We start from the raw sequence: 24,682 nt of genomic DNA, 5'->3' as shown, positions 1-24,682 counted from the left end.
ATAAATGAAATCAATATTACTACGAGAAATCAAATCCTTTTTCGGTTCGCCGATTGGTTATTTGGTGATTGCTATTTTTCTGTTGCTCAACGGACTTTTCCTTTGGGTTTTTGAAGGCGATTTTAACATTCCCAATTCCGGATTTGCCGATTTGAGTCCGTTTTTCACATTAGCACCCTGGATTTTGATTTTCCTTATTCCGGCAGTAACAATGCGAAGCTTTTCGGATGAAAAAAAACAGGGGACTATTGAATTGCTTTTTACCAAACCATTAGGCATCTGGGAAATCATCAACGGTAAATTCTTTGGCGCTTTCCTATTAATTGTAATAGCCATCATTCCTACTCTTATATATGTATTGGTTGTTTCCAATCTTGGAAATCCTGAAGGAAATTTGGATTTTGGAAGTACTTTGGGTTCCTACTTCGGATTACTTTTCCTGATTGCTTCCTATACTGCTATCGGAATTTTTACTTCAACACTTTCAGAAAACCAAATTGTAGCCTTTATCCTTTCGGTACTTTTGTGCTTTGTATTCTACTTTGGTTTTGACGGTATTTCGACTTATGCAGAAAGCTTTGACCTTATAGTAGCTTCTATAGGCATGGATTATCATTTCAAAAGTATGAGCCGTGGTGTATTGGACACACGCGATATTATTTATTTCTTAAGCATTACGATATTGTTTTTATCGCTTACCGCTTTTAAACTTAAATCTTTGAAATCCTAATGAAAGCGTCTAAGAAACAAAGCCTGAAGCAGCTCAGCATCGTTATCATTTTACTGATTGCAGCAAACATTGCCGGTAATTTCTTTTTTAAGCGTTTCGACCTTACAAAAGATAAGCGTTATACCTTGTCGAAAAGTACGCTTGACATGATTAAAAAGGTAGACAAGCCTCTTTATATTGATGTATTTCTTGACGGGCAATTTCCACCCGAATTTAAACGACTGGAGGGAGAAACCAGACAAATGCTGGAAGAATTCAGGGCTTACAACTCCAATATCATTTTTAATTTCACAGACCCGTTGGCTGATGAGTCAAAGGCAGAACAATTTGTATCCGAATTGAACGGGCTTGGGTTTACTCCTACGAATATTCAGAGCAATAAAAACGGAAAGAAATCCATGATTCAGGTCTTTCCGTGGGCTATTGCCAATTATGGTACAAAATCAGTTCGCGTTCCTTTACTGGTTAATAATTTTGGTAATAATGCCGATGAAAATATCAGCAAATCAGTACAGTTGTTGGAATTTGCTTTTGCAGATGCGCTTACAAAACTGGCCGTAACCGAAAAGAAAAAGATTGCCGTAATGAAAGGAAACGGCGAACTTAATGACAAATATCTGGCAGATTTTGTCCTTAATTTAAAAGAATATTACCTGATTGGAGAATTCAATCTGGATTCGCTGGCCAATGACCCAAACAAGACGATGCAGAATCTGTCTCATTTTGATGCTGCAATCATTGCCAAACCAACGGAGGCTTTTACTGATTCTGAAAAATATATCCTGGACCAATATGTCATGAATGGCGGTAAGACGCTTTGGCTTATTGATAAGGTTGAGGCCGATATTGACAACCTACAGAACGAATCACAGTCGGCTATGGCACTCCCATTGGAACTGAATCTTGATGACATGTTCTTTAAATACGGTATCCGTATCAACTATAATCTTGTAGAGGATTTACTGTCAACACCAATTACGGCACGTTCTGAAAATGGCGATTTCCCTATTGACTGGCTGTATTCTCCAATTGTAAAATCGGCCGAAAACCATCCGATAAATAAAAATGTCAATCTGGTTAAATTAGAATTTGCCAATCAGATTGATACCTTAAAAAACAATATCAAAAAAACAGTACTTTTAAAAAGTTCGCCCCAATCTAAAGTGGTAGGAACTCCTGTAGAAATCAGCCTGCACCAGTTTATGGACGAATTGAATGAAGCCCAATATTCTAAAGGAAACCAAACATTAGGAGTGTTACTGGAAGGAAAATTTACTTCTGCTTTTAAAAACCGTGTAAAGCCTTTTAAAGCGAATCAGGGACTTGATGAAGGAAAAGCCAATAAAATGATTGTAATTGCTGATGGCGATATTATCAATTACACCTACGTCAACAAAAAGCCATTGATGAACGGAATTGACCAATGGACACAGCAGGTTTATGGCAATAAAGATTTCCTGATGAATGCTGTTAATTACTTACTTGATGATACGGGACTTATCAACATACGAGGCAAAAATGTAGAGCTTGCATTGCTGGATGAGAAAAAAGTTTCAGAGAATTATACCTTTACCCAATTCCTAACTGTTGGATTACCAATCCTCATTCTTGCTGTTTTCGGGTTAGTGTTTACCTACCTGAGAAGGCGGGCTTATAGCAAATAATGTTAATAAATTGGTTTTGTTTTAGAATTAGTTTAAGATATATTTGTGCAATGTAAAATATTTGTAGTTTTACAATCCTTATTAAATAAAAGACGAAAATGAAGTTTATAGTATCGAGTTCCTACTTATTAAAACAACTGCAGGTTTTAGGAAGCGTTATCAATAGCAGCAATACTTTGCCAATTCTGGATAATTTCCTTTTTGAATTGGACAACAAACAATTGACCGTTTCTGCATCTGATTTGGAAACCACCATGTCTGCTACTTTAGAAATTGATTCTACAAGTACCGGAAGCGTTGCCGTTCCTGCAAAACTGCTTTTGGAAATCTTAAAGACTTTCCCGGAGCAACCACTTACTTTTACTGTAGAGGAAAACAGTACTATTGAAATCAGTTCCAATTCCGGTAAATATGCTCTGGCGTATGCTCCGGGTGAAGAATTCCCGAAATCTGTAAATCTTGATGACCCGTCTTCTACCATAGTTCCTGCCGGAGTTTTGGCTACGGCGGTAAGCAAAACTATTTTTGCTGCCGGAAACGACGATTTACGTCCGGTAATGTCGGGAGTGTTTTTCCAATTCTCACCGGAAGGACTTACGTTTGTGGCAACTGATGCGCACAAATTGGTAAAATATGCGAGAACCGATGTAAAAGCATCACAGGTGGCAGATTTTATCATGCCAAAGAAACCTTTGACTATCTTAAAAAATATCCTTGGAACTTCTGAAGCTGAAGTGACAATCGAATATAACGATTCCAATGCTACGTTTTCTTTTGACAACTACGTTTTGACCTGCCGATTGATTGACGGAAAATATCCAAATTATGAGGCTGTAATTCCAAAAGAAAATCCAAACAAGCTGATGATTGACCGTTCACAATTTCTAAGTTCGGTTCGTCGTGTTGCTATATTCTCTAATAAAACAACGCACCAAATCCGTTTAAAAATTGCCGGTGCCGAATTGAATATTTCTGCAGAAGATATTGATTACTCAAACAAGGCAGAAGAACGTTTGACCTGCGACTATCAGGGTGACGATATGCAGATTGGATTCAATTCCCGTTTCTTAACTGAAATGCTGACCAATCTTCAATCTGACGAAATCATGTTGGAAATGTCTTTGCCAAACAGAGCCGGAATTCTGACTCCTGTTGACGGACTGGAAGATGGTGAAACCGTTACGATGCTTGTTATGCCTGTAATGCTTAATAACTAAAATCTTTTCAATGGCTCGTTCAATCATTAAAATAGTTCCTTTTTTCGCCTTATTTCTGTTGCTTTCCTGTTCTGACGATGACGGAAGAAAATTAGGTGAAAATGGTTTTACTTTTAATGGCGGCTTTCACGTATTGAATAATGCGTTTGTTACAGACGAAAATATTGTAGATGAGACTCCGGGTCCTATTTCTATTGTACTTTCGAATGTAAACCTGAACGATTCAACCGCAGTGTCCAACATCAGCAAAATTTATTTTGATTTTAACGGTGTCAATCTGGAAGCCGGAACTATAACCGATATTCCTAATTATTCTATACAAACCGGCGGTGCCTATGTACAGAATGCAGAGGATGAGAATTACACTTATGTTGACGGTACTTTTTTGCTGAAAAGCTCTGAAGCAGGACTTAATGCTACCGAAAAGACGGTTACGATTAATTCTGTATCTGAAAACAAAATTGATTTGACTTTCCAATTTACCCGAACAGATGGGCAAACCTTTAGCGGAAAGTATAACGGATTATTTACTGACCTGAGCAGTAATGAATAAGCTATAACCAACCCTTTATACCAAAATGCCGTAGACTCTCTCTGAGCTACGGCCTTTTTTTTAGTTGATAGTGGTTAGTTGATAGTGGATAGTGTCTAGATAATAGTTGATAGTTGATAATGGTTAGTCGATAGTGGCTATTGTGAGGTTTAGCACCAAATAAGCATATATAAAAATCACTTTCAATAACTTATTCCTTTTACCTACCAAAAAGCATAAACTTAGCACCTCAGAACCTTAACCTCTTAGCAACTTATTTATTACTTATCCTAATGAGCTTCTTATTCACAAATTCTTCAATTCCCAATTCAGAAAGTTCACGTCCGTAACCTGAACGTTTGGTTCCGCCAAAAGGCAGGTCGGGACGGGATGCCACATGCTCGTTGATGAATACCATTCCGGTTTCAATCTGGCTTGCTACTTCAACAGCTCTGTCAATATTTTCACTGAAAACAGAACCACCCAAACCAAAAGTAGAATCATTGGCCAGAGCTATGGCCTCTTTTTCGTCTTTTACTTTATAGAATGAGGCTACAGGTCCAAAAATCTCTTCATGGTAGGCTACCATGCCTGGTTTGATATCTGTTAATATTGTCGGTTCATAAAAAGCCCCTTCCCTATCGATTCTTTTACCTCCCAGGACTACTTTTGCTCCTGACTTTACCGTGTCGTTTACCTGTTTTTCTATTTTTTGGGCTGCTTCCTCACTACTTAATGGACCTACTTCCGTATCTCTTTCCATCGGGTCACCAACTTTTAGTCCGGTAACTTTTTCTTTAAATTTTTCCAGAAATTCATCTGCAATTTTTTCAACCGCTATAATCCTTTTTGAGGAAGTACAGGCCTGTCCCATATTTCCGAAACGACCTTTTACCGCATTTTTTACCGCTTTTTCCAAATCGGCATCTTCCAGGATGATAAACGGGTCGCTTCCGCCTAATTCCAAAACTGATTTTTTTAAATTTTTTCCGGCTGCTTCTGCCAGACTGGCTCCTGCCTTTTCACTTCCGGTAAGCGACAAACCAACTATTCTTGGGTCTTCTGCCAGCTTGGCAATTCTTGAACTGGAAAGGAATAGATTGGTATAGATTCCATCTTCTGCTCCGGCTTCCCTAAAAATTTCTTCGATGGCAGCGGCGCATTGCGGTACATTAGAAGCATGTTTAACCATGATTACATTACCAGCCATAATATTTGGCGCGGCAACTCTGGCTACCTGATTATACGGATAATTCCACGGTTCAACCGCCAGTATAATCCCGATTGGTGTGTATCGGACAAATGCTTTTCCGTCTTTTATTTCTATGGGCTTATCTTCTAAAAAATCAGCCGCATTTTTAGCATAATATTCATAGACTGAAGCACACATTTCAACTTCAGCTTCACTTTGGGCAATCAGTTTTCCCATTTCCAATGTAATCAACTTTGCCAGTTCTTCTTTCCTTTTTCTGAAGAGGGAAGCAACATTCATTAAAAGTTCTGCCCGTTGTTTTATGGCAATGGTTTTCCATTTCTGATAGGTCTTATCTGCCTGAGCAATTTTCTTCTCCACCGCTTCTTCGGAAAACTCTTCAAAGGATTTGATTTCTTTATTGTTATAGGGATTGATTGTCTTAATAGCCATTTTTAAAATATTTAGGAGTATATAATTGTGCTTTACAAGCCGTTTTCATGAAGTGCCAGCATTGGTATTTCAATCTTATAAGAGATTTTCTGGGTAAGGCTGGATCTAAAAAGGTCTTCCCAAAATCCTCTTTTTTCTGTAAGCATGGTCAACAAATCGATATGCTGGTTATTGATAAAGTCCTGTATGGTTTCTTTGACATCATCATGAGGAATAACAAAAAACTGTACCGGCCAGGCACTGCATCTTTCTTCCCATGCTTTTATATCTTCGTCTGAAAGTGACGTAAATGATTTTTTAACGTATAAGCTTTTTATGGTAGCGCCAAATTTTAAGGCAATTTCAACAAGACGCTGCAAAGCTTCAAAATCCTTTTCGCGATATAAATTGGTAAAGGCAATGGTTTTTATTTTTTTGTATTTGGCTTCAATCGGAATGCTTAATACCGGAGCCGTTAGTGAAGTAATGGCCTCGCCTGTCTGCGAACCAAAAAGTGAATCGAACCATCCGGAAACGCCACTCGTGCCCATAACCACCAGATTAATATTGTGTTCCTGCACCACATCCTGCATGGCATAGGTCAGGTCACCCGATTTGAGCAAATGTGACATCTGTATGTGTCCCATTCCGTTTTTCTCGGCAATCTGTTTCAAATGCGGAATATAATCTTTGAAATGTGACATCTGCTGTATTTCGAGCGTATCATACATTTCTTTAAAATTAATAGGTATTTCGGCACCATCAATAATTGGCATATCAAAAGTGTGGAGCAGGATAATCTCTGCTTCCAGCGAATCTGCCATTTTCAGCGCATATAGAAAAGCGTTGTCTGCGATTTCGGAAAAGTCAGTTGGAAAAAGGATACGTTTCATTTTTCAGTTGTTTTGTACCTATAAATTTACAAAAAAGTACCACCTAAAGAAAATCGCAGAAGCAAGTTTGCTTTTATTTAACATACGCCTAGCCTTTTTGCTCATAGCAACTTTACTCCTATCTTTGCACAAAATATACATTATGGTTTCACAAGATACTATCGTTGCCTTAGCTACCCCATCCGGAGCCGGAGCAATTGCAATTATCAGGGTTTCAGGAAAAGATGCCTTGACTATTGCTGCATCCGTGTTTGAGTCGGTTTCAGGAAAAGATCTCCTGAAACAGAAGACGCATACCATTCATCTGGGTCACATTATCGACGGCGCGAAAGTATATGACCAGGTATTGCTTTCTATTTTTAAAGGTCCGAATTCTTATACAGGTGAAAATGTAGTGGAGATTTCATGCCATGGCTCGACTTATATACAGCAGCAGATTATACAGCTATTGTTACGTAAAGGATGTAAAATGGCAGAACCGGGAGAATTTACGCTCAGGGCTTTTATTAATGGTAAATTAGACCTTTCACAAGCGGAAGCTGTAGCTGATTTGATTGCTTCAGAAAATGAGGCTTCGCACCAAATCGCCATGCAGCAAATGAGAGGCGGCTTTTCGAATGAAATTGCCAAACTGCGTGAAGAACTGCTGAATTTTGCTTCTCTTATTGAACTCGAATTGGATTTTGCTGAAGAGGATGTTGAATTTGCCGATAGAACGCAATTTTATGATTTATTAGAACGTATCGAGTTTGTATTGAAACGTCTTATTGATTCGTTTGCCGTGGGTAATGTTATCAAAAACGGAATTCCGGTAGCTATTGTGGGTGAACCTAATGTGGGAAAATCTACGCTTCTGAATGCCTTATTAAATGAAGAACGTGCTATCGTTTCAGAGATTGCCGGAACCACACGCGATACGATTGAAGATGAATTGGTCATTAACGGTATCAGCTTTAGATTTATTGATACAGCCGGAATCCGTGAAACAAAAGATGTCGTAGAAAGTATCGGTATCAAAAAGACTTTTGAAAAAATAGAACAGGCACAGGTTATTGTTTATCTTTTGGACAGCTCGGGAATTTTAGATTTCAGATTTCAGACTTCAGATAACAGTAAGTTAGATAATGTAAAGATTGAAGTTGAAAAGATAAGGAATCAGTTTCCGTTAAAGCCTTTGGTGATTATTGGAAATAAGGCTGATACGCTCAGTGAGTCTCAAATCCAAAATCTTAAATCAGAAATCCCAGAAATTCTTTTAATTTCAGCTAAAGAAAACACTAATATCGAAGCATTAAAAAACCAACTTCTTTCTTTTGTAAATACGGGTGCTTTGCGAAACAATGAAACGATTGTGACTAATACAAGGCACTATGATTCGTTATTAAAAGCGTTGGAAGAAATCCAAAAAGTAAAATTTGGGCTTCAATCCAGTATTTCAAGTGATTTGATGGCTATTGATATCCGACAGGCTTTGTATTACTTTGGCGAGATTACAGGCCAGGTTACTAATGATGAATTGTTGGGGAATATTTTTGCGAATTTTTGTATCGGCAAGTAAAAGGTATAAAAAACACATAAAATCACAAACAAAACCAGTTAAAGCCATAAAACAGCGATTTAGCTGGTTTTGCATTTATCGATAATGCCAATCTTTTTTTCCTATAGTCTATTAAATATTTTTTTTGCTTCTTCTATATTATATGAAATTCTATCGTCTTGACTTATTAAGTCATTAAAAATATCTATAAACTTATTAAAGCCATCTTTGTCATACTGAACAATAACAGGAAACAGTTGACTTGCCTGATAGTATTTTTTATTTTTTAAAGCACTTTGCATAGCTTGTTCTATTTCTTGTAAAAGCGGTCTGCAATTTTTCTTTAGAAGGAATTCTTTTAGATTTGATTCAAAAAAATGATTACCATAAATATTCAAAAAATATTTAATGTAAGGATATAATTCTTGCTCACTTTTTCCTTTTAATGCTGCAACAGATAATGCATCTGTTATTACATCATATACATTATCCTGATTATATAGTCTGTGAGGTTCAAAATTTTTTATTTCATCCCATTTTTCGGAAATAAACCTATCCAGTTGTTTAAATCCATCCGGTATTGACCATGCAAGTAAAATAAGCATTGCCTGATAAGCAATATATTGATCATCATTATGAAGAAGCAATTTTAATTTTTCAACTCTTTCTAAATCTATTTTTTCAAGGAGTTGTACTTCCCTTAAATCATAACCTTCGTAACCATCTTCGTTATAGTGGTAAAGGAGTTCGTGTATATGATTGTCCATTTTTAATTACGTAATCATTCTGAATTAAACTACTATTTCTAACACATTAGATCTTGTGTCTAAAAAATCAAAGGCAAATATTATAATCAAACATTTTACCATTGGTAAAGGTAAGTTTAAATCCTTTACAAAAATTTTAAAGCTTTGACTAAGCTATGTATTTCAACCAATAAATCTTTATACTAAATCTGCATGCTAACCAGTTATTTTGTTTTTTCATTTTTAGATAGTTTCCTTTAAAAACAATTTCTCTCTGATCAACATTTTTAATCATTCCATTACAAACGTAAAAAAATCATACGTCTGAAAAATCGTATTTTTTTATTGATTATCTTTATTGGCATAAGAGAACTTTGGATACTAATTCCTGGTTAGTAGTAATCTAAACTGAAAAGTATGCTTTCAACTTTATCTCGAAAAATGTTACTATGCCTTACAGGGCTTTTCCTAAGCTTCTTTCTCCTGATTCATTTCCTGGGAAACCTCCAACTATTTTTACCACAGGAACAGGCGCATCTTCAATTCAATGCCTATTCCCACTTTCTGTCCGGAAATATTCTTATTAAATTAGTTTCATATATACTGTATGCAAGCATTATCCTCCACGCAATTGATGGTTTGGTCATTACCTTAAAAAACAAAAAAGCAGGCGGAAATTACCAAGTGGAAAATCGGGGAAGAGCAAGCAAATGGTACTCCAGAAATATGGGCGTTTTGGGAACACTGATTTTAATTTTCCTTGTCATTCATTTTCAAAATTTCTGGTATGTCTATAAATTCGGAAATCCGCCTTTGGATGGCAATGGAAATAAAGATTTATATATAATAGTAGTGACTGTTTTCCGGGAATGGTGGTATGTCCTTGTCTATGCCATTTCAATGATTGCTTTATGTTATCATTTAATTCACGGAATTCACAGTGCCGCCAGAACTTTGGGATTGTACCACCCTAAGTTTGTAAGATGGTTCCAAAGAGTTGGTATCGCCTATTCTGTTATTATCAGTATAGGATTTGCATTGATGCCTGTTTATATATTCTTCACTTACCGTTAAATTGAAATCGTATGGTTTTAGATTCAAAAATACCCGAAGGCCCTTTAGAAAAAAAATGGGAGAACTATAAAAAAACAGCAAAACTTGTAAATCCTGCCAACCGAAAAAAACTGGACGTTATTGTTGTTGGAACCGGTCTGGCAGGGAGTTCCATTGCAGCTTCATTGGGAGAAATGGGTTATAATGTAAAATCATTCTGTTTTCAGGATAGCCCGAGAAGGGCGCATTCTGTTGCCGCACAAGGTGGTGTAAATGCCGCAAAAAACTACAAAAATGATGGTGACAGTGTCTACCGGATGTTTGTCGACACATTGAAAGGCGGAGATTTCAGGGCCCGGGAAGCCAATGTGTACCGAATGGCAGAATGTTCACTAAACCTGATTGACCAGGCGGTTGCACAGGGTGTTCCTTTTGGAAGAGAATACGGTGGTTATCTCAACAACCGTTCTTTTGGGGGCGTTCAGGTAAGCCGTACTTTCTATGCAAGAGGACAAACCGGACAGCAATTGCTATTGGGTGCTTATCAGGCTTTGATGCGACAAGTCGGGAAGAAAAGCGTACAACTATTTTCAAGACACGAAATGCTCGACCTGGTTGTGATTGACGGAAAAGCAAGAGGAATTATTGTCAGGAATCTGGATACAGGAGCAATTGAACGACATGCCGCACACGCCGTGGTTTTGGCAACCGGTGGCTATGGCAAAATATATTATTTGTCAACGCTGGCCATGGGATGTAATGGTTCTGCCATCTGGAGGGCGCACAAAAAAGGCGCTTTAATGGCATCACCAAGCTGGATACAGGTTCATCCTACTTCCCTGCCTCAATCCGGTGATTATCAGTCAAAATTAACGCTGATGTCCGAATCCTTACGAAATGACGGACGGATATGGGTTCCCTCTAATGAAAACGAAACCAGAAAAGCGAATGATATTCCTGAAAATGAAAGGGATTATTATCTAGAAAGAAGATACCCGGCGTTTGGGAATTTAGCGCCCAGAGATATTTCTTCAAGAGCTGCAAAAGAAAGAATTGATGCCGGTTTCGGGATTGGCCCTTTAAAAAATGCGGTCTATCTTGATTTTTCCAAAGCCATCAAAGAACAGGGGAAAGAAAAGATTCAGGAGAAATATGGAAATCTTTTTGATATGTATCTTAAGATTACCGGATATGATGCGTATCAGGAACCGATGATGATTTCTCCATCCGCACATTTTTCTATGGGCGGGCTCTGGGTGGATTATGAATTGATGACGACTATTCCGGGGTTATTTGCCTTGGGAGAAGCCAATTTTGCAGACCATGGAGCCAATCGATTAGGTGCCAACTCCTTACTACAGGCTTCCGTTGATGGCTATTTTATCGCTCCTTACACGATAGCAAATTATTTATCGAATGAAATCCATACCGGAAAAATAGCTACTATTACTCCAGAGTTTGAAGAAGCTGAGAATCATGTGAAGCAGCAAATTGAAAACTTCATCTCTATCAAAGGAACAAAAACGGTAGATTATTTCCATAAAACTTTGGGAAAACTGCTCTATGATTATTGCGGACTGGCGCGAAATGAAGAAGGATTAAAATATGCCATCAACGAAATCAGGAAACTGAAACAGGAATTTTATAAAGATGTGAAAGTTTCCGGACAAGGAAACGCAATGAATAGCGAACTCGAGAAGGCTGGCCGTGTGGCAGATTATTTCGAAATTGGCGAATTGATGTGTTATGATGCCTTAACCCGGAATGAATCCTGTGGCGCCCATTTTCGGGAAGAATTTCAAACTCCTGACGGAGAAGCGTTACGAAACGATGCTGAATTTCAATTTATTTCTGCCTGGAATTGGACGGGTGAAAATAAGGAACCGGAGCTCGTCAAAGAACCGTTAATTTTTGAAGAAGTAAAACCGACGGTTAGAAGTTATAAATAAGAAAAACACAGGAATTATGGATTTGCACCTGAAAATATGGAGACAGAAAGACCGTCAAAGTGAAGGAAAACTGGTAAATTATGACCTTAAAGGACTTAATCCGCATATGTCATTTCTGGAAATGCTGGATACTTTGAATGAAAAGCTGATTCTTGAAGGCGATGAACCCGTAGAATTTGACCATGATTGCCGTGAGGGAATTTGTGGGCAATGCGGGATGATGATTAACGGTATCGCACACGGCCCTCTGAAACAGACAACCACCTGCCAGCTTCACCTGCGTTCTTTCAAAGACGGTGAAACAATCTTGATAGAACCTTTTCGGGCAGAAGCTTTTCCCGTCAAAAAAGACCTTAAAGTTGACCGGTCGGCATTTGACCGAATTATCTCTTCCGGTGGATTTGTTTCGATAAACACAGGCCAGGCTCCAGATGCAACAGCCATTGCCGTTACGCATCAGACGGCTGAAGAAGCATTCGATGCCGCAGCCTGTATTGGTTGCGGGGCTTGCGTGGCTACCTGTAAAAATGCCAGTGCTGCCTTATTTACATCGGCAAAAATCACGCATATGGTTTCGCTTCCTCAAGGAAAGGAAGAACGCAGCGAACGTGTCCTGAATATGGTACGACAAATGGATGCTGAGCATTTCGGACACTGCTCAAATACAGAAGCCTGTGAAGTCGAATGTCCGCAGGGTATCTCTGTTCTGAGTATTGCAAGAATGAATTATGAATATAACAGGGCTTTGTTTTTAAGAAAAAATAAATATTGAACGATTTCAGATTATAGCAATAAATTACTAAATGAATAAGGGTGCCTTTAAAAAGACACCCTGTAAATTCTAGTCACTTCTTTTTAGCTATTACATAGGCGGTAAAAGTACCTTATTAATTACATGCACAACACCGTTAGAAGCCTGAATGTCAGTTGCTGTAATAGTAGACACTCTACCGTTAGCATCTCTTATAGAAGCTCCTCCCTGAAGATTAACTGTAAAGTTGCTACCCTGGAATGTAGTCACGCTCATATTATTCATAAGCGATGCCGCCAATATATTTTGTCCTGCTACCACATGATATTTTAGAGTATTTTCTAAGGTTGCCTGTGGTATCTGTGACAGACCCGTAAGGTTAAGTTCGGTCAACAGGCTGGCGAATGCTGAATTGGTTGGTGCAAATACCGTAAATGGTGAATTTTGTGTACCCGAAAGAATGCCAGCAAAGTCAGGCTGGTCATTTCTTGTAAGTGCCTGAACAAGAATCGAGAGATCAGGATTGGCAATGGCATGGCTTGTCACAGTAGGCAAATCGATAACATTTCCTACAATGTGTACTACACCATTACTTGCCATTACATCGGCTGTAGTTACTGTAGCACCTCCGTTGGCTGCACCTCCATTGATCACAACCCCATTAGCTGTATTGATATACATACTTAATGTGTTGGTTGAAGATGCACTTCCTTTGGCCATTGTCTTAACATAGCCTGTGGTAAGTGATGAAGAGGTAACAGCACCTGAAATGACATGGTTGAGCAATATTTCCTTAAGAACCGGAACCGGAACAGCATCCAGATTCGCAAATCCTTTTTGCTGAAGGAATGCTGTAAATGCCTGATTAGTTGGTGCAAATACTGTAAAACTTCCGTTTCCGTCAAGAGTTGCCGCTAAGTCAGCTCTATCAAGAGCATCTACCAGCAAAGAAAGATTAGCATTCGATGAAGCTATATCAACAATGGTATTGCCCTGTGGCATTTGCTCATTATCATCATCACTGCACGATGACACAACTGGAATAAAAGCAAGGGTGAGTATTGCAATCCCCTTTCTGAAAAAATTTCTTTTCATAAGTTCTATTTTTAGGTTAGTGTCTCAAAATTATAATACAAAATTTTGTTTAACAAAAACACTTAAATAATTAAACAAAAAATTAATTTTTGTTTAAGTAATAGTTATTTATAGCTGTATTATAAATTACAGAAGTCTCAAAACAGAAGGCAATTGAATTACTAGAGAGTAAAAAACAGGAAGAAAGGCTGAACAAAACCATATGATTTGCTAATGTAAAAGTTTAGATTTAAAATCTAATACCCCAATTTGCAGTATAGTTATTATAATTTTGCAGCAATATCCTGCAACGTAGTAAAAAGAGTAAGGCTATCCCTATCATCCATTGCCAGTTCGGCAACACGGCGCCCTACTATCCAAAGTTGTGAATGGTTGTCTCGTACCTTTTCGAGCAATGCTTCAACATATTCATCGAGTGGTTTTTCTTCAGGCAGTACCGTCATGTAGGTGATGAAAGTAACACCTCTGAAAAGCTTGGTAACCTCTGACAGGCTATCCAGCGGAATACTGCTGCCCAGATACACACAACCATGACCATAGGAAGTGATTAAATATTGCAGGAACATCAGACCCAACTCATGGATTTCGCCAAAGGGAAGGAAAAGTACATACGCAGGCAACGTGCCTTTTCTGACCCTTCTGCTACACAAAGAAATCTGCTGGATTAATACCATACGTATCAGGCAACTGATAAAATGTTCGTGAGCCGGCTGAATGGTTCCGGCCTGCCACATCAGGCCAATCTCTTGTAAGAATGGTATATAATATTCATTGAAAACTCTTTCAAACGGCATTTTTGCCAATAGGTGATCTGTGGCATCCAGAAACAGTGGTTGGTCAAAAGTCATCATTGCCAGCTTGAAGAGATGGAGTGTATGTTTGATGTCCTCTCTGCCAACACGAATTTCGCCCACCATCATCTCGATTTCCTCGGTCCTCATTTTGGCTACTTTAGAAATCTTCACTCCGTAACCTGTCAGAAGTACCACATTAAGAAGCTTACGCAATTCATCAAGACCATAATAACGTAAGTTATTTTCACTCCGCTCTGGTGAAAGAAGACCGTATCTTTTTTCCCAAATACGTATTGTATGTGCTTTTACCCCAGATAGTCCCTCAAGGTCTCCAATAGAAAATACAGTCTTGATGTTGTTCATCGATTAAGGATTTAATACTTAATTGCAAAAGCCGGAAGCTTTACTTAAGAACACAAAAATAATAAATTTGTTTAACAAAAATACATAATTGCTAAACAGAAAAGATGTTTATGTATATTTGTATTTTATTAAACAAGTAGATATAAATAATATACAACCAATGGAGTTTCAAATGTCATTTAGCAATCTCAAAAAGCAGATCGACAATATCGAAACCCACTCCTGTGCTTTGCTCCAAAATTCTTTCCCGTTAGCTGACTGTCATTTAATAATTACAATCGTCCAATACAAAATAAATAATGGAAAATATAGCAAATACCTACATTGTGGCGGGTGCAAGTAGCGGAATTGGTCTTGAGCTTGCCACTTTGCTCATATACCATGGATTTGAAGTGTGCGGCCTCAGCCGTACCCCGGGACCGCTTAACGGTCACAAGCTTTACAGACACTACTTCCACGATTTCCTTAGTGATGAACCGCTGCCCGATATTACCGTTAAAGCTGCGGGACTGGTGTACTGCCCGGGAAGTATCATGCTTAAGCCACTGGCAAGGATATCTAAAGAAGATGTCAACAAAACTATAACTTTAAATGCTACTGCTGCGCTTTTATTTGTACAACAATATCTGGCTAATATAAAAAACACAAAAGATCCTTCTATACTCCTCTTTAGCAGCGTAGCAGTTCGGACGGGAATGCCTTTTCATACTGCAACCGCAATGGCCAAAGGTGCCGTAGAAGGTCTTACCCTTGCCATGGCTGCAGAACTGGCACCCGATGTGCGTGTAAATGCCATTGCACCTTCCCTGACAGATACACCGCTAGCAGCTGGACTGCTTAATACAGAAGCAAAAATTCAGGCCGCAAAGGCACGGCATCCCATGAATACTTTCGGCACATCAGCAGAAATTGCTAAGGTTGCCTTTCATATGTTGACCGAATACCGCTGGGTAACAGGACAGGTTTATAATATTAATGGAGGTCTTGGAACTATAATTAAATAGGCATGAAGATACTTTTGACAGGTGCAACAGGATATATCGCACAACGGCTCCTTCCGGTGCTGATGGCACAAGGACATGAGGTAATATGTCTTGTGCGCAATAGCCGCAGGTTTGACACCGGAAAATTTACGGGAATTATTCCTCCTAAAATTTTGGAAGCAGACTTATTGATACCCGAAAGTCTTACTTCCGGAATACCAAAAGATATTGATGCTGCCTATTATCTGGTGCATTCTATGAGTGCCTCAGGCGAATTCACATCACTGGAAGAACAAGCAGCCTGGAATTTTACAGAAGCAATAGGAAAGACAAAGGCTCAGCAGGTCATCTACCTCAGTGGGATTATTAATGACTCAAAGCTATCACCACACCTTGCCTCCCGCAAAAATGTGGAAGATATACTTGCTTCCGGCCATGTTCCGCTTACTTCTTTGCGGGCAGGTATTATTGTAGGATCCGGAAGCGCCTCCTTTGAGATAATACGTGACCTGGTGGAAAAACTGCCTGTAATGGTAGCTCCAAAGTGGCTACATACCAGATGCCAGCCTATCGCCATACGGAATGTTGTTGAATTTCTTGCCGGAGTGTTGCTTCAAAAACAGACCTTTGACAAACATTATGATATTTACGGTCCTGACATACTGACCTACAAACAGATGCTGATGGACTTTGCTTCCGAGCGTGGATTACAGCGTCGGATTATTACCGTGCCTGTAATGACACCGAAGCTCTCCTCCTATTGGCTTTATTTTGTCACTTCCACTTCATATCCACTGGCAAAAAACCTAGTGGATAGTATGAAAGTGGATGTCGTTGCAGTTCCTAACAACCTTGCCGGGTTATTGAAAATCCAACTTATATCCTATCGCGAGGCTATAGCTCTGGCATTTGGAAAGATTGAACAGGACATGGTGCTCTCTACTTGGAAAGACGCTCTCGGTTCAGAACGCCAGGCGCGCCTTTATTCCACAGTTCAGGTACCTGAATTTGGGGTTTTTAAAGATGTCAAAACCATGAAAGCCACAGACCCGCAACAGGCCGCAAATAGAATTTTCGCAATAGGAGGCACAGCAGGTTGGTATTACGCAGACTGGCTCTGGAGTTTTCGAGGCTTTCTTGACAAACTCTTTGGAGGTGTTGGTCTTAAACGTGGGCGCAGGAATGCCTCTCATATTTCTACGGGAGAGTCACTTGATTTTTGGAGGGTTTTGTATGCTGACCGTGAAGAGATGCGACTTCTCCTATATGCTGAAATGCGATTGCCCGGTGAGGCATGGCTGGAATTTACCATCGCTGATGGCATTGTTAAACAAACCGCAACATTCCGCCCTCTGGGCCTTTTGGGCAGACTATACTGGTACTTTGTGCTTCCATTTCATTATTTCATATTTAACGGCATGATAAAAAAGATTGCATCGTGAAAAAGAGGTTGAATACTTTCAATGACCGGAATCTGGACAGGATCATAGAAATGGCCTGGGAAGACCGTACGCCGTTTGAGGCCATAACATTACAATTTGGGCTTACGGAGGGAGAACTTCGTAAACTGATGCATAAAGTATTACGCCCTTCCAGTTACAGAAATTGGCGAAGCCGGATAGAACAGTGCAAAACAAAACATGCCTCCAGACGCATTCAAGGTATCACCCGCTTTAAGTGCAGCAGGCAACGAATTATTACAAACAATAAAATCTCCAAGCGTTGAAACGTGTCGCAAAATCAAACCTCCCAACAAAAACTTGCATCCACTGTGGATTGTCCTTCTCCTGGAGAAAAAAATGGAAAAAAGATTGGGATAATGTAAGATATTGCAGTGAACGATGCAGAAAAGGGAAATGATAAATATGTAATTTTTAAGTCCTAAACCTTCCTTATTTAATAAAGTTTCTATGGTATGTAAATTTTAAAAACCTAAACAAAAGTTAAATACTATTAATAATTTCAAATGTAATAGCATTACTATTAATTTTGCGTGTAAATTTTACAAAATGAAAAGTTTACTAGCGTATTTAAAAATCCAGGTAAATCCAAAAATTTACCTCAAGGATCCGCAAACTTCCAAGCTGGGACGTAAAATCGTTCAGGAAAGTATCAAACTTATTGATGAAGTGGGATTTGACAACTTCACTTTTAAGAAACTTGGAGAACGTATCGGTTCTAATGAAAGTTCGCTATACCGTTACTTCGAAAATAAGCATAAGCTGCTAGTATACCTTTCTTCCTGGTATTGGAGTTGGATGGAATACAGGATAGTATTTGCTACAGCTAATATTTCTGATCCTTCCGAAAAGCTGCGCCAGGCCATAACGCTTGTAACCGAACAGATAAAAGATGACGCAAGCACGGACTACATTGATGAATCTGTATTAAACCGTATTATTATTGCAGAATTTACCAAGACTTTTTTGACCAAAGAAGTTGATGAAGAAAATAAGGAAGGTTTTTTCTTAATTTACAAACAGGTGATTAATAGAATTGTAGCTATGATTATTGATTTAAACCCTGATTTTCCCTATCCAAAATCTTTTGCATCAAGTATTGTGGAAGGTTCGCTCCATCAACATTTTATTAAGGACCATTTCAAAACGATCACGGACTGCAATGAAAAAGTCAGTCCCACTGATTTCTATTTATATCTCATCACATCGTTAAATAAGTAAAAAATGACACCAGCCAAACGATTTTTCAGCCTGTTACGACTCGACAGTAAGGACGTTTCACAGATATTTTTCTATGCCTTGTTTGCAGGGTTTATCAGCTTGTCACTACCGTTGGGCATACAGGCAATTATCAACTTTATACAAAGTGGAAGAGTGAGTGTTTCCTGGATTGTCCTCGTAATTTTTGTTATTGCCGGTGTAGCCCTTGTAGGCATACTGTCATTAATGCAATTGCGAATAACGGAGAATTTACAGCAAAAGATTTTTGTCAGGTCGTCCTTTGAATTTGCCTACAGACTTCCCAAGATCCGTTTTGGAGAAACGCATACTAATGTATATCCTCCAGAGATAGCCAACAGGTTTTTTGATACCATGTCCATACAAAAAGGTGTTTCAAAACTTCTTATTGACTTCTCGTCAGCCTTGCTGCAAATTGGCTTTGGTATAATACTACTGTCATTATACCATCCATTCTTTATTCTCTTTGGAATACTGCTGATTATATTATTGTACCTTATTTTTAAATTCTCCTACCGGCCGGGTCTGGAGACGAGTTTGAGCGAGTCAAAGTACAAATATAAAGCAGCAGACTGGTTGCAGGAAATTGCCAGGAATACTTCCTCTTTCAGGACAATCCTAAACTTTAACTTTGCGCTGGATAAAAATAATACACTAGTAGAAGGATATCTTAAGTATCGCGAACAGCACTTTAATATCATCAGGAGGCAATTCATCCAATTGATTATCTTTAAGATTATCATTACAGCCGGACTTCTTCTGATTGGGGGATTTCTGGTAATCAACCAGCAAATGAATATCGGGCAGTTTGTCGCTGCAGAAATTGTAATCCTCCTTGTGATTAATTCTGTTGAGAAAATTATTATTGGGCTTGAAAGCTTTTATGATGTGCTTACCTCTGTTGAAAAGATTGGCCAGGTATCTGACATGGATCTTGACGATGAAAAATACAGTGATGTCCTTCCGGAAGGAACCGAAATGACTATTGCAGCAGAAAATGTCCGTTTCCATTATCCTGATGCAAAAAAAGACGCACTCAAAAATGTGAATCTTCAGATTTTACCCGGTGAAAAAATACTATTGCAAGGAAATAACGGAGCAGGTAAAACTACATTAATACGAATACTATCCGGCCTGTTACAGCCAACATCAGGTGTGCTATCCATAAATGATGACTCCTTGTTAAAGATTGATCCGGCCTCCTACCGTGCAAGGATTGGATACATTATTCAGGGTGAAACGCCATTTGAAGGAACTATTCGTGAAAACATTACTTTTAACAATCCTTCAATTACCATGGAAGATTTGCGTTGGGCCCTCGATGCGGTACAATTAACCGATTTTGTAAAATCGCTACCAGATGGTCTCGACACCAAAATTTTCCCGGAAGGAAGGCACCTTTCTTCTTCAAACGCCCAAAAGATATTGCTTGCCCGAAGTATCGTTCACAGACCATCGATTCTATTTTATGAGGATCCGACAGACCGTATGGATAACGAAGCCACAAAAGCAATCATAAAATTTATTTTTTCAGATAAAAATCCCTGGACCGTAGTGGTTTCTTCTGCCAGTTTACATTGGGAAGAAGGAGCAACAAGGCGCATTACAATGGAAAACGGTAAGATAATTAACGATCAATACTTCACGCCATGCTAAATATTTCGAATAATAAAAAAGTGCGAATTGAGTCAATGCAGCACTTAAGTACAATAAAGCAATTGTCAGACAGGCCGCATTATAAGATATTGAAAAGGATAATCATCGGACTGTGCCTATTGGGTATAGTGTTGCTATTCCTTCCCTGGACACAAAATGTTTCCGGCAACGGCGCAGTCACAACACTAAAGCCAAATCAGCGTCCGCAGACCATCCATACTGCCATAGCAGGTAGAATCGAAAAATGGTATGTCCAGGAAGGAGATTTTGTAGAGAAAGGCGATACGATACTCTATATTTCAGAAATTAAAGAAGATTATTTTGATCCGAACCTGGTAAAAAATACCAAACAGCAGGTAGATGCAAAAAAAAGCGCCCTGCAATCGTATGATGGTAAGGTAAAATCACTGGAATCTCAAATGAGCGCACTTTCGAAGGAGCAGAACCTAAAAATACAGCAGGCCACCAACAAAATCAGGCAGGCAGTTCTAAAGGTTAAAAGCGACAGCATTGATCTGGAGGCAGTCAAGACGCAGCTAAAAATTGCCAACACGCAATTTGACCGTTCTGTACAGCTCAATAAGGATGGCCTGAAGCCTCTTACTGATGTGGAAGAAAAACGCCTTAAACTCCAGGATGCGCAAGCCAAGATCATCACTCAGGAAAATAAATTGCTTACCGCAAGAAACGAGCTCATTAATGCGAAAGTCGAGATTGGAAGGATAACAGCAGAATACAATGAAAAAATTGCAAAGTCAAGCAGTGATAAATTTACAGCACTAAGCAGCCAGTATGATACAGAAGCTCAGGTATCAAAGCTCGAAAACCAGTATGTCAATTACAGTATACGCAATGGCATGTATTACATAAAAGCACCCCAAAGTGGTTTTGTTAACCGTGCCTTACAATCAGGGATTGGCGAAACTATAAAAGAAGGTATGCCTGTTGTAAGTATAATGCCGGCAAGCTACGAAATTGCGGTTGAGACCTATGTTAAGCCTATTGATCTTCCCCTGCTTAAAAAAGGCGACAGAGTGCGGGTATGGTTCGACGGGTGGCCAACCATCGTTTTCTCCGGATGGCCGGGTATGTCCTATGGCACATTTGGAGGCAGGATAGTTGCTATTGAAAATTTCATCAGTCCAAATGGCAAGTACAGAGTGCTGATCGCACCAGACAAAAATGAGGCTCCATGGCCAAAACAACTCAGCATTGGTGCCGGAGTACAGACTATAACCCTGCTTGATACCGTACCGATATGGTTTGAAATCTGGAGAACACTCAACGGATTTCCTCCTAATTATTACCAGCATTCCCAAAATCAGAATTCTAAAGAAAAATGATGAAACGAGTTTTTATAATCTTATTGATACTGACTAGCTATCACATTAAAGCTCAATCATTTAAAGAAAAAGAGCTTAGCTTTAGCGAATATATTGGTTATGTAAAGAAATACCATCCTCTTGTCAGGCAGTCAGGATTACTGCTTAACAGAGCAGAAGCCGAACTTTTGACAGCCCGCGGTGGATTTGACCCTAAAATTGAGGTAGATTATGATCAGAAGGATTTTAAGGATAAGAATTATTATTCACTGCTAAAAAGTACTTTTAAGATACCCACCTGGTATGGAATTGAAATTAAGGCTGCATTTGATAACAGCGAAGGACTGTATGTAAATCCACAAAATACAACGCCTAACAATGGTCTGACCTCCATAGGAATATCCATCCCTTTGGGACAGGGACTTTTTATCAATAAACGTATGGCTGATGTCAGGATGGCAAAGGTACAACTTCAGCTTAGTGCCGCAGAGCAAAAAATGGAGACAACAGATGTCATATATGAGGCATCCCTGGCCTACTTTAACTGGAAGAGAGCATTTGATGAAGCAGAGTTATATAAAACCTATCTGGAATATGCACAGAAGCGCTACGATGGGATATTACGTCTTATAGAAACCGGCGATAAACCGGCAATTGACAGCGTAGAAGCGGGTATTTTGGTTAAAACACGTGAGCTAAGCCTAAAAGATGCCCAACTAAAACTTACAAAATCACGACTGGAATTGTCCAACTTTCTATGGATTGATAACGTTCCCGTTGAACTCGAAGAGAATATCACGCCAGAAGAAAATGTCAGAAACAGTGTCGATATCAGCCTGAACACCAATTTACAATTAAACCCGTCCGCTGCTTTAGACAGCCATCCTAAAATACAGTCGTTACAAAGTAAGTTGAGTATGCTCGAAATTGAACGTCGTTACAAGGCAAACATGCTACTCCCTGAAATGAATGTAAGCTACAATTATCTTTCTGAGCCAGCCTATTTTACAGATTACAGGTTTCAGGATTATAAGATAGGTCTAAATTTCAGTTTCCCTTTGTTCCTTCGTAAAGAAAGAGGTGCATTGCAGCTAGCCAAACTGAAAATCCAGGATGGCCAACTGGATCTGGAATTGGAACGTGTAGCGCTAAAAAATAAAATCCTTACTTATAGTGCAGAAATTGAATCGCTTAACCAACAGCAGCTAACCGCAGCTGAGCTTGTAAAGGATTATACCGTAATGCTTTCATCGGAAGAAAAATTGTTTTCCTTTGGGGAAAGCTCTCTTTTCCTTATTAATTCCAGGGAAAATAATGTGGTTAGCAGCAGACTGGCCGAAATCAATACGGAAAACAGGCTTCTTGCCTCAATAGCTAACCTTTATAAGGTCTTGAGCATTCCTTAATAATTACTTTAACAGCCAGATACAACGTTTATCAACATCAGAAAATAGTACCCTGAATAAGAAATATCGAATATCTTTTTTTAGTATTCCTATTTTGGCATAAATTGTGTGAATGTGTATTCAACCAATCAAATAATTTATGAAGCTACTTTATCTCATTTCTGCACTTTTGTGCCTTAATTTATCCACTGCCCAAAACATTAAAACTCTTAATAAAGGCAGGGTTGTCCAAAAAAATTATAATGTCAGCGTTCCTTATCAGGATATAAACGGTCTGGTAATAGTTGAGGCTGTTATTAAAGGGAAGGCCTATAATTTTATTGTCGATACCGGAGCACTGAGTGCTATTTCGCAAGAACTGTATAATGAATTGGGACTGCAATCAGATAACGGGCTTAATGTTGGCGATTCCAGCAATCTACAACAGAATATGAAGCTCGTAACACTACCACCCGTTCAGGTAGGCGATATTACTTTTACGGATGTCCCTGCTGTGGTTACCGATAGTAGTTTCTTTTTAGAATGCCTTGGAATTGATGGATTTATTGGTAGTAATATGATGCGTAACAGCATTGTGAAATTTTCATATAAGGACAAGACCGTTAGCTTTACAGATAAACTGAAAAACTTCAGTACTGATAAAAAGAAAAGTGCCGGTTTATTACCGGACAAATTTCAAAGTAATCCATACTTAAAAATTGACATAAAAAACAAGGATATAGAAGCAACTGAAACCCTCATGTTCGATTCCGGAATGGTTGGACTCTATGATTTGTCGTTAGCTGTTTATGAAAATGCATTATCCCAAAAGATTAATCTTTTTTCTCTACTCTATCAGGCTAAGGGAGCTTATTCATTAGGCATACATGGTGTTGAAAGCCAAAAAGAACATTTTATGCTGTCGATTCCCGAACTAAATTTTGCAGGAGTTACCCTTAAAAATATTACCACAGCAACCACCAGCGACACTAAATCGAGAATAGGAAGCAAAATACTATCTTATGGAGATATTACAGTCGATTATCCGGGCAGACAACTCTATTTCAATCCTTATCAGGATGGTGAAATAGATTTGGCCGAAAAGAACTGGCCTGTACAACCTGTACTCAAAGACGATAAATTTGTTGTGGGTATAGTGTGGGATGCTGCATTGAATGACAGGATTAATGAAGGAGATGAAATACTAAAGTTCGGGGAATTTGATTTTTCAGATATGAATCCTTGTGAATCATTTAAATTGAACAGGAAACCTCAGACGGATACTGCTGTAATGGTACTGAAAGACATAAAAACAGGAGAAATCAAAAATGTGGAGCTGGTTAAAAAATAAAGTAATTAACTTCTTTCTCTTGTAAATAATATGAAAACAAAAAACCAACCCATTACAGGTTGGTTTTTTTATTAACTACAATAGATATGCTTCCGCTTCCCTTTATTAAACCAATAATTACCTATCTCCATGAATTCATTTCATAATTTGAAAAGTTTGTTTTCATGTCTTCTATCCTGTTTTCAAGGGATTTAATTCCTGTACTTACATATTTTTCCTTTTCAGATTCGTTTAAAGTATACAGGATGTCAAATCCCGGATTTGGTTTAGGAATGGGGACAGATAATGTGATGCTATTGTTTTCTTCATAAACATAATAATGCCAATCTTTTTTTTCT

Annotated in this window: 23 protein-coding genes; 17 read left to right on the top strand and 6 right to left on the bottom strand. The window is 38.7% G+C overall.

The annotated features are described in order from the left end of the window. Nucleotides 1–4: 4 nt before the first annotated feature. From gldF to ASG38_RS12440, 4 genes are all read left to right on the top strand, one after another. A complete protein-coding gene (gldF, locus tag ASG38_RS12455; protein WP_056071328.1) occupies nucleotides 5–730 on the top strand; it encodes a gliding motility-associated ABC transporter permease subunit GldF in 726 nt (241 codons plus the stop codon). Beyond that, nucleotides 730–2,394 carry a gliding motility-associated ABC transporter substrate-binding protein GldG gene (gene gldG, locus ASG38_RS12450; protein ID WP_056071324.1) on the top strand — a complete coding sequence of 555 codons (1,665 nt, stop codon included), beginning with the start codon at nucleotides 730–732 and terminating at the stop codon, nucleotides 2,392–2,394. Before gldF ends, gldG begins: the two co-directional genes overlap by 1 nt. A gap of 98 nt (nucleotides 2,395–2,492) precedes the next feature. Then, nucleotides 2,493–3,611: a DNA polymerase III subunit beta gene (dnaN, locus tag ASG38_RS12445; protein ID WP_056071321.1), complete on the top strand. Its 1,119-nt coding sequence runs from the start codon at nucleotides 2,493–2,495 to the stop codon at nucleotides 3,609–3,611. Between the two features lie 10 nt (nucleotides 3,612–3,621). After that, complete coding sequence (locus ASG38_RS12440) at nucleotides 3,622–4,164, top strand: hypothetical protein (protein ID WP_056071317.1); 543 nt, start codon at nucleotides 3,622–3,624, stop codon at nucleotides 4,162–4,164. Nucleotides 4,165–4,417: 253 nt separating this feature from the next. On the opposite strand, the gene ASG38_RS12435 is transcribed toward ASG38_RS12440, so the two are convergent. Together ASG38_RS12435 and ASG38_RS12430 are read right to left on the bottom strand one after the other, a co-directional pair. Beyond that, the gene (locus ASG38_RS12435) at nucleotides 4,418–5,788 is read right to left on the bottom strand and encodes an NAD-dependent succinate-semialdehyde dehydrogenase (protein WP_056071315.1); all 1,371 of its coding nucleotides are present in this window, start codon (nucleotides 5,786–5,788) and stop codon (nucleotides 4,418–4,420) included. Nucleotides 5,789–5,820: 32 nt separating this feature from the next. Further along, a complete protein-coding gene (locus ASG38_RS12430) occupies nucleotides 5,821–6,660 on the bottom strand; it encodes a universal stress protein (RefSeq protein ID WP_056071312.1) in 840 nt (279 codons plus the stop codon). Between the two features lie 142 nt (nucleotides 6,661–6,802). Between ASG38_RS12430 and mnmE the strand changes: the two genes are divergently transcribed. Beyond that, entirely contained in the window at nucleotides 6,803–8,218 is a 1,416-nt protein-coding gene (mnmE, locus tag ASG38_RS12425; protein ID WP_056071309.1) for a tRNA uridine-5-carboxymethylaminomethyl(34) synthesis GTPase MnmE, read from the top strand. Nucleotides 8,219–8,319: 101 nt separating this feature from the next. Here the strand turns inward: mnmE and ASG38_RS12420 are convergent, their stop codons facing one another. Next, nucleotides 8,320–8,964, bottom strand: coding sequence for a hypothetical protein (locus ASG38_RS12420; RefSeq protein WP_056071304.1), 645 nt, complete (start codon nucleotides 8,962–8,964; stop codon nucleotides 8,320–8,322). A 396-nt stretch (nucleotides 8,965–9,360) separates the two neighbouring features. Between ASG38_RS12420 and ASG38_RS12415 the strand changes: the two genes are divergently transcribed. The 3 genes from ASG38_RS12415 to ASG38_RS12405 are packed head-to-tail and all read left to right on the top strand — an operon-like array spanning nucleotide 9,361 to nucleotide 12,717. Continuing rightward, nucleotides 9,361–10,017, top strand: coding sequence for a succinate dehydrogenase cytochrome b subunit (locus ASG38_RS12415; RefSeq protein WP_056071301.1), 657 nt, complete (start codon nucleotides 9,361–9,363; stop codon nucleotides 10,015–10,017). Between the two features lie 11 nt (nucleotides 10,018–10,028). Next, nucleotides 10,029–11,945, top strand: a complete 1,917-nt coding sequence (locus ASG38_RS12410) for a fumarate reductase/succinate dehydrogenase flavoprotein subunit (RefSeq protein ID WP_056071298.1) — start codon at nucleotides 10,029–10,031, stop codon at nucleotides 11,943–11,945. Between the two features lie 16 nt (nucleotides 11,946–11,961). Continuing rightward, nucleotides 11,962–12,717, top strand: a complete 756-nt coding sequence (locus ASG38_RS12405) for a succinate dehydrogenase/fumarate reductase iron-sulfur subunit (RefSeq protein WP_056071295.1) — start codon at nucleotides 11,962–11,964, stop codon at nucleotides 12,715–12,717. A 90-nt stretch (nucleotides 12,718–12,807) separates the two neighbouring features. Here ASG38_RS12405 and ASG38_RS12400 read toward each other — a convergent pair whose 3' ends face one another. Both ASG38_RS12400 and ASG38_RS12395 read right to left on the bottom strand, forming a co-directional pair. Then, entirely contained in the window at nucleotides 12,808–13,791 is a 984-nt protein-coding gene (locus ASG38_RS12400) for a fasciclin domain-containing protein (RefSeq protein WP_056071294.1), read from the bottom strand. A gap of 263 nt (nucleotides 13,792–14,054) precedes the next feature. Further along, nucleotides 14,055–14,948, bottom strand: a complete 894-nt coding sequence (locus tag ASG38_RS12395) for a MerR family transcriptional regulator (RefSeq protein WP_056071291.1) — start codon at nucleotides 14,946–14,948, stop codon at nucleotides 14,055–14,057. Nucleotides 14,949–15,274: 326 nt separating this feature from the next. Here ASG38_RS12395 and ASG38_RS12390 point away from each other — a divergent pair, with 326 nt between their 5' ends. From ASG38_RS12390 to ASG38_RS12355, 9 genes are all read left to right on the top strand, one after another. Beyond that, nucleotides 15,275–15,952 carry an SDR family NAD(P)-dependent oxidoreductase gene (locus ASG38_RS12390; RefSeq protein WP_162239697.1) on the top strand — a complete coding sequence of 226 codons (678 nt, stop codon included), beginning with the start codon at nucleotides 15,275–15,277 and terminating at the stop codon, nucleotides 15,950–15,952. Nucleotides 15,953–15,954: 2 nt separating this feature from the next. After that, on the top strand, nucleotides 15,955–17,373 hold the full coding sequence (locus tag ASG38_RS12385; protein ID WP_056071286.1) for an SDR family oxidoreductase: 1,419 nt from the start codon (nucleotides 15,955–15,957) through the stop codon (nucleotides 17,371–17,373). After that, nucleotides 17,370–17,657 carry a TIGR03643 family protein gene (locus ASG38_RS17490; RefSeq protein ID WP_082482213.1) on the top strand — a complete coding sequence of 96 codons (288 nt, stop codon included), beginning with the start codon at nucleotides 17,370–17,372 and terminating at the stop codon, nucleotides 17,655–17,657. The genes ASG38_RS12385 and ASG38_RS17490 overlap by 4 nt, the downstream gene beginning before the upstream one ends. Next, nucleotides 17,654–17,791, top strand: a complete 138-nt coding sequence (locus ASG38_RS17485) for a DUF2256 domain-containing protein (RefSeq protein WP_082482212.1) — start codon at nucleotides 17,654–17,656, stop codon at nucleotides 17,789–17,791. Before ASG38_RS17490 ends, ASG38_RS17485 begins: the two co-directional genes overlap by 4 nt. 149 nt (nucleotides 17,792–17,940) lie before the next feature. Beyond that, nucleotides 17,941–18,612, top strand: a complete 672-nt coding sequence (locus ASG38_RS12375; protein ID WP_056071280.1) for a TetR/AcrR family transcriptional regulator — start codon at nucleotides 17,941–17,943, stop codon at nucleotides 18,610–18,612. Nucleotides 18,613–18,615: 3 nt separating this feature from the next. Next, nucleotides 18,616–20,286, top strand: a complete 1,671-nt coding sequence (locus ASG38_RS12370; RefSeq protein WP_056071277.1) for a peptidase domain-containing ABC transporter — start codon at nucleotides 18,616–18,618, stop codon at nucleotides 20,284–20,286. After that, on the top strand, nucleotides 20,280–21,629 hold the full coding sequence (locus tag ASG38_RS12365) for an HlyD family secretion protein (RefSeq protein ID WP_056071274.1): 1,350 nt from the start codon (nucleotides 20,280–20,282) through the stop codon (nucleotides 21,627–21,629). Before ASG38_RS12370 ends, ASG38_RS12365 begins: the two co-directional genes overlap by 7 nt. Beyond that, nucleotides 21,626–23,014, top strand: coding sequence for a TolC family protein (locus tag ASG38_RS12360; RefSeq protein WP_369814317.1), 1,389 nt, complete (start codon nucleotides 21,626–21,628; stop codon nucleotides 23,012–23,014). Before ASG38_RS12365 ends, ASG38_RS12360 begins: the two co-directional genes overlap by 4 nt. A gap of 139 nt (nucleotides 23,015–23,153) precedes the next feature. After that, nucleotides 23,154–24,344: a retropepsin-like aspartic protease gene (locus ASG38_RS12355; protein WP_056071272.1), complete on the top strand. Its 1,191-nt coding sequence runs from the start codon at nucleotides 23,154–23,156 to the stop codon at nucleotides 24,342–24,344. Between the two features lie 121 nt (nucleotides 24,345–24,465). Here ASG38_RS12355 and ASG38_RS18035 read toward each other — a convergent pair. After that, nucleotides 24,466–24,682 (bottom strand): hypothetical protein (locus ASG38_RS18035; RefSeq protein ID WP_162239696.1); only part of this gene is annotated, 217 nt, incomplete at its 5' end.

Origin of the sequence: Flavobacterium sp. Leaf359 (genome assembly GCF_001423985.1) — a bacterium.
Classification (GTDB): domain Bacteria; phylum Bacteroidota; class Bacteroidia; order Flavobacteriales; family Flavobacteriaceae; genus Flavobacterium; species Flavobacterium lindanitolerans.
The sequence above is the reverse complement of the archived record's forward strand: the minus strand, read 5'-3'. Positions and strand labels throughout refer to the sequence as shown.

Excerpts from the sequence above, each read along its gene's own strand:
- ASG38_RS12385 (WP_056071286.1), top strand. The coding sequence starts at position 15,955 with ATGAAGATACTTTTGACAGGTGCAACAGGATATATCGCACAACGGCTC.
- ASG38_RS12435 (WP_056071315.1), bottom strand. The coding sequence starts at position 5,788 with ATGGCTATTAAGACAATCAATCCCTATAACAATAAAGAAATCAAATCC.
- ASG38_RS12400 (WP_056071294.1), bottom strand. The coding sequence starts at position 13,791 with ATGAAAAGAAATTTTTTCAGAAAGGGGATTGCAATACTCACCCTTGCT.
- ASG38_RS12375 (WP_056071280.1), top strand. The coding sequence starts at position 17,941 with ATGAAAAGTTTACTAGCGTATTTAAAAATCCAGGTAAATCCAAAAATT.
- gldG (WP_056071324.1), top strand. The coding sequence starts at position 730 with ATGAAAGCGTCTAAGAAACAAAGCCTGAAGCAGCTCAGCATCGTTATC.
- gldF (WP_056071328.1), top strand. The coding sequence starts at position 5 with ATGAAATCAATATTACTACGAGAAATCAAATCCTTTTTCGGTTCGCCG.
- ASG38_RS12365 (WP_056071274.1), top strand. The coding sequence starts at position 20,280 with ATGCTAAATATTTCGAATAATAAAAAAGTGCGAATTGAGTCAATGCAG.
- ASG38_RS12395 (WP_056071291.1), bottom strand. The coding sequence starts at position 14,948 with ATGAACAACATCAAGACTGTATTTTCTATTGGAGACCTTGAGGGACTA.
- ASG38_RS12360 (WP_369814317.1), top strand. The coding sequence starts at position 21,626 with ATGATGAAACGAGTTTTTATAATCTTATTGATACTGACTAGCTATCAC.
- ASG38_RS12410 (WP_056071298.1), top strand. The coding sequence starts at position 10,029 with ATGGTTTTAGATTCAAAAATACCCGAAGGCCCTTTAGAAAAAAAATGG.
- mnmE (WP_056071309.1), top strand. The coding sequence starts at position 6,803 with ATGGTTTCACAAGATACTATCGTTGCCTTAGCTACCCCATCCGGAGCC.
- ASG38_RS12430 (WP_056071312.1), bottom strand. The coding sequence starts at position 6,660 with ATGAAACGTATCCTTTTTCCAACTGACTTTTCCGAAATCGCAGACAAC.
- ASG38_RS12420 (WP_056071304.1), bottom strand. The coding sequence starts at position 8,964 with ATGGACAATCATATACACGAACTCCTTTACCACTATAACGAAGATGGT.
- ASG38_RS12405 (WP_056071295.1), top strand. The coding sequence starts at position 11,962 with ATGGATTTGCACCTGAAAATATGGAGACAGAAAGACCGTCAAAGTGAA.
- ASG38_RS12355 (WP_056071272.1), top strand. The coding sequence starts at position 23,154 with ATGAAGCTACTTTATCTCATTTCTGCACTTTTGTGCCTTAATTTATCC.
- ASG38_RS12440 (WP_056071317.1), top strand. The coding sequence starts at position 3,622 with ATGGCTCGTTCAATCATTAAAATAGTTCCTTTTTTCGCCTTATTTCTG.
- ASG38_RS12370 (WP_056071277.1), top strand. The coding sequence starts at position 18,616 with ATGACACCAGCCAAACGATTTTTCAGCCTGTTACGACTCGACAGTAAG.
- ASG38_RS12415 (WP_056071301.1), top strand. The coding sequence starts at position 9,361 with ATGCTTTCAACTTTATCTCGAAAAATGTTACTATGCCTTACAGGGCTT.
- dnaN (WP_056071321.1), top strand. The coding sequence starts at position 2,493 with ATGAAGTTTATAGTATCGAGTTCCTACTTATTAAAACAACTGCAGGTT.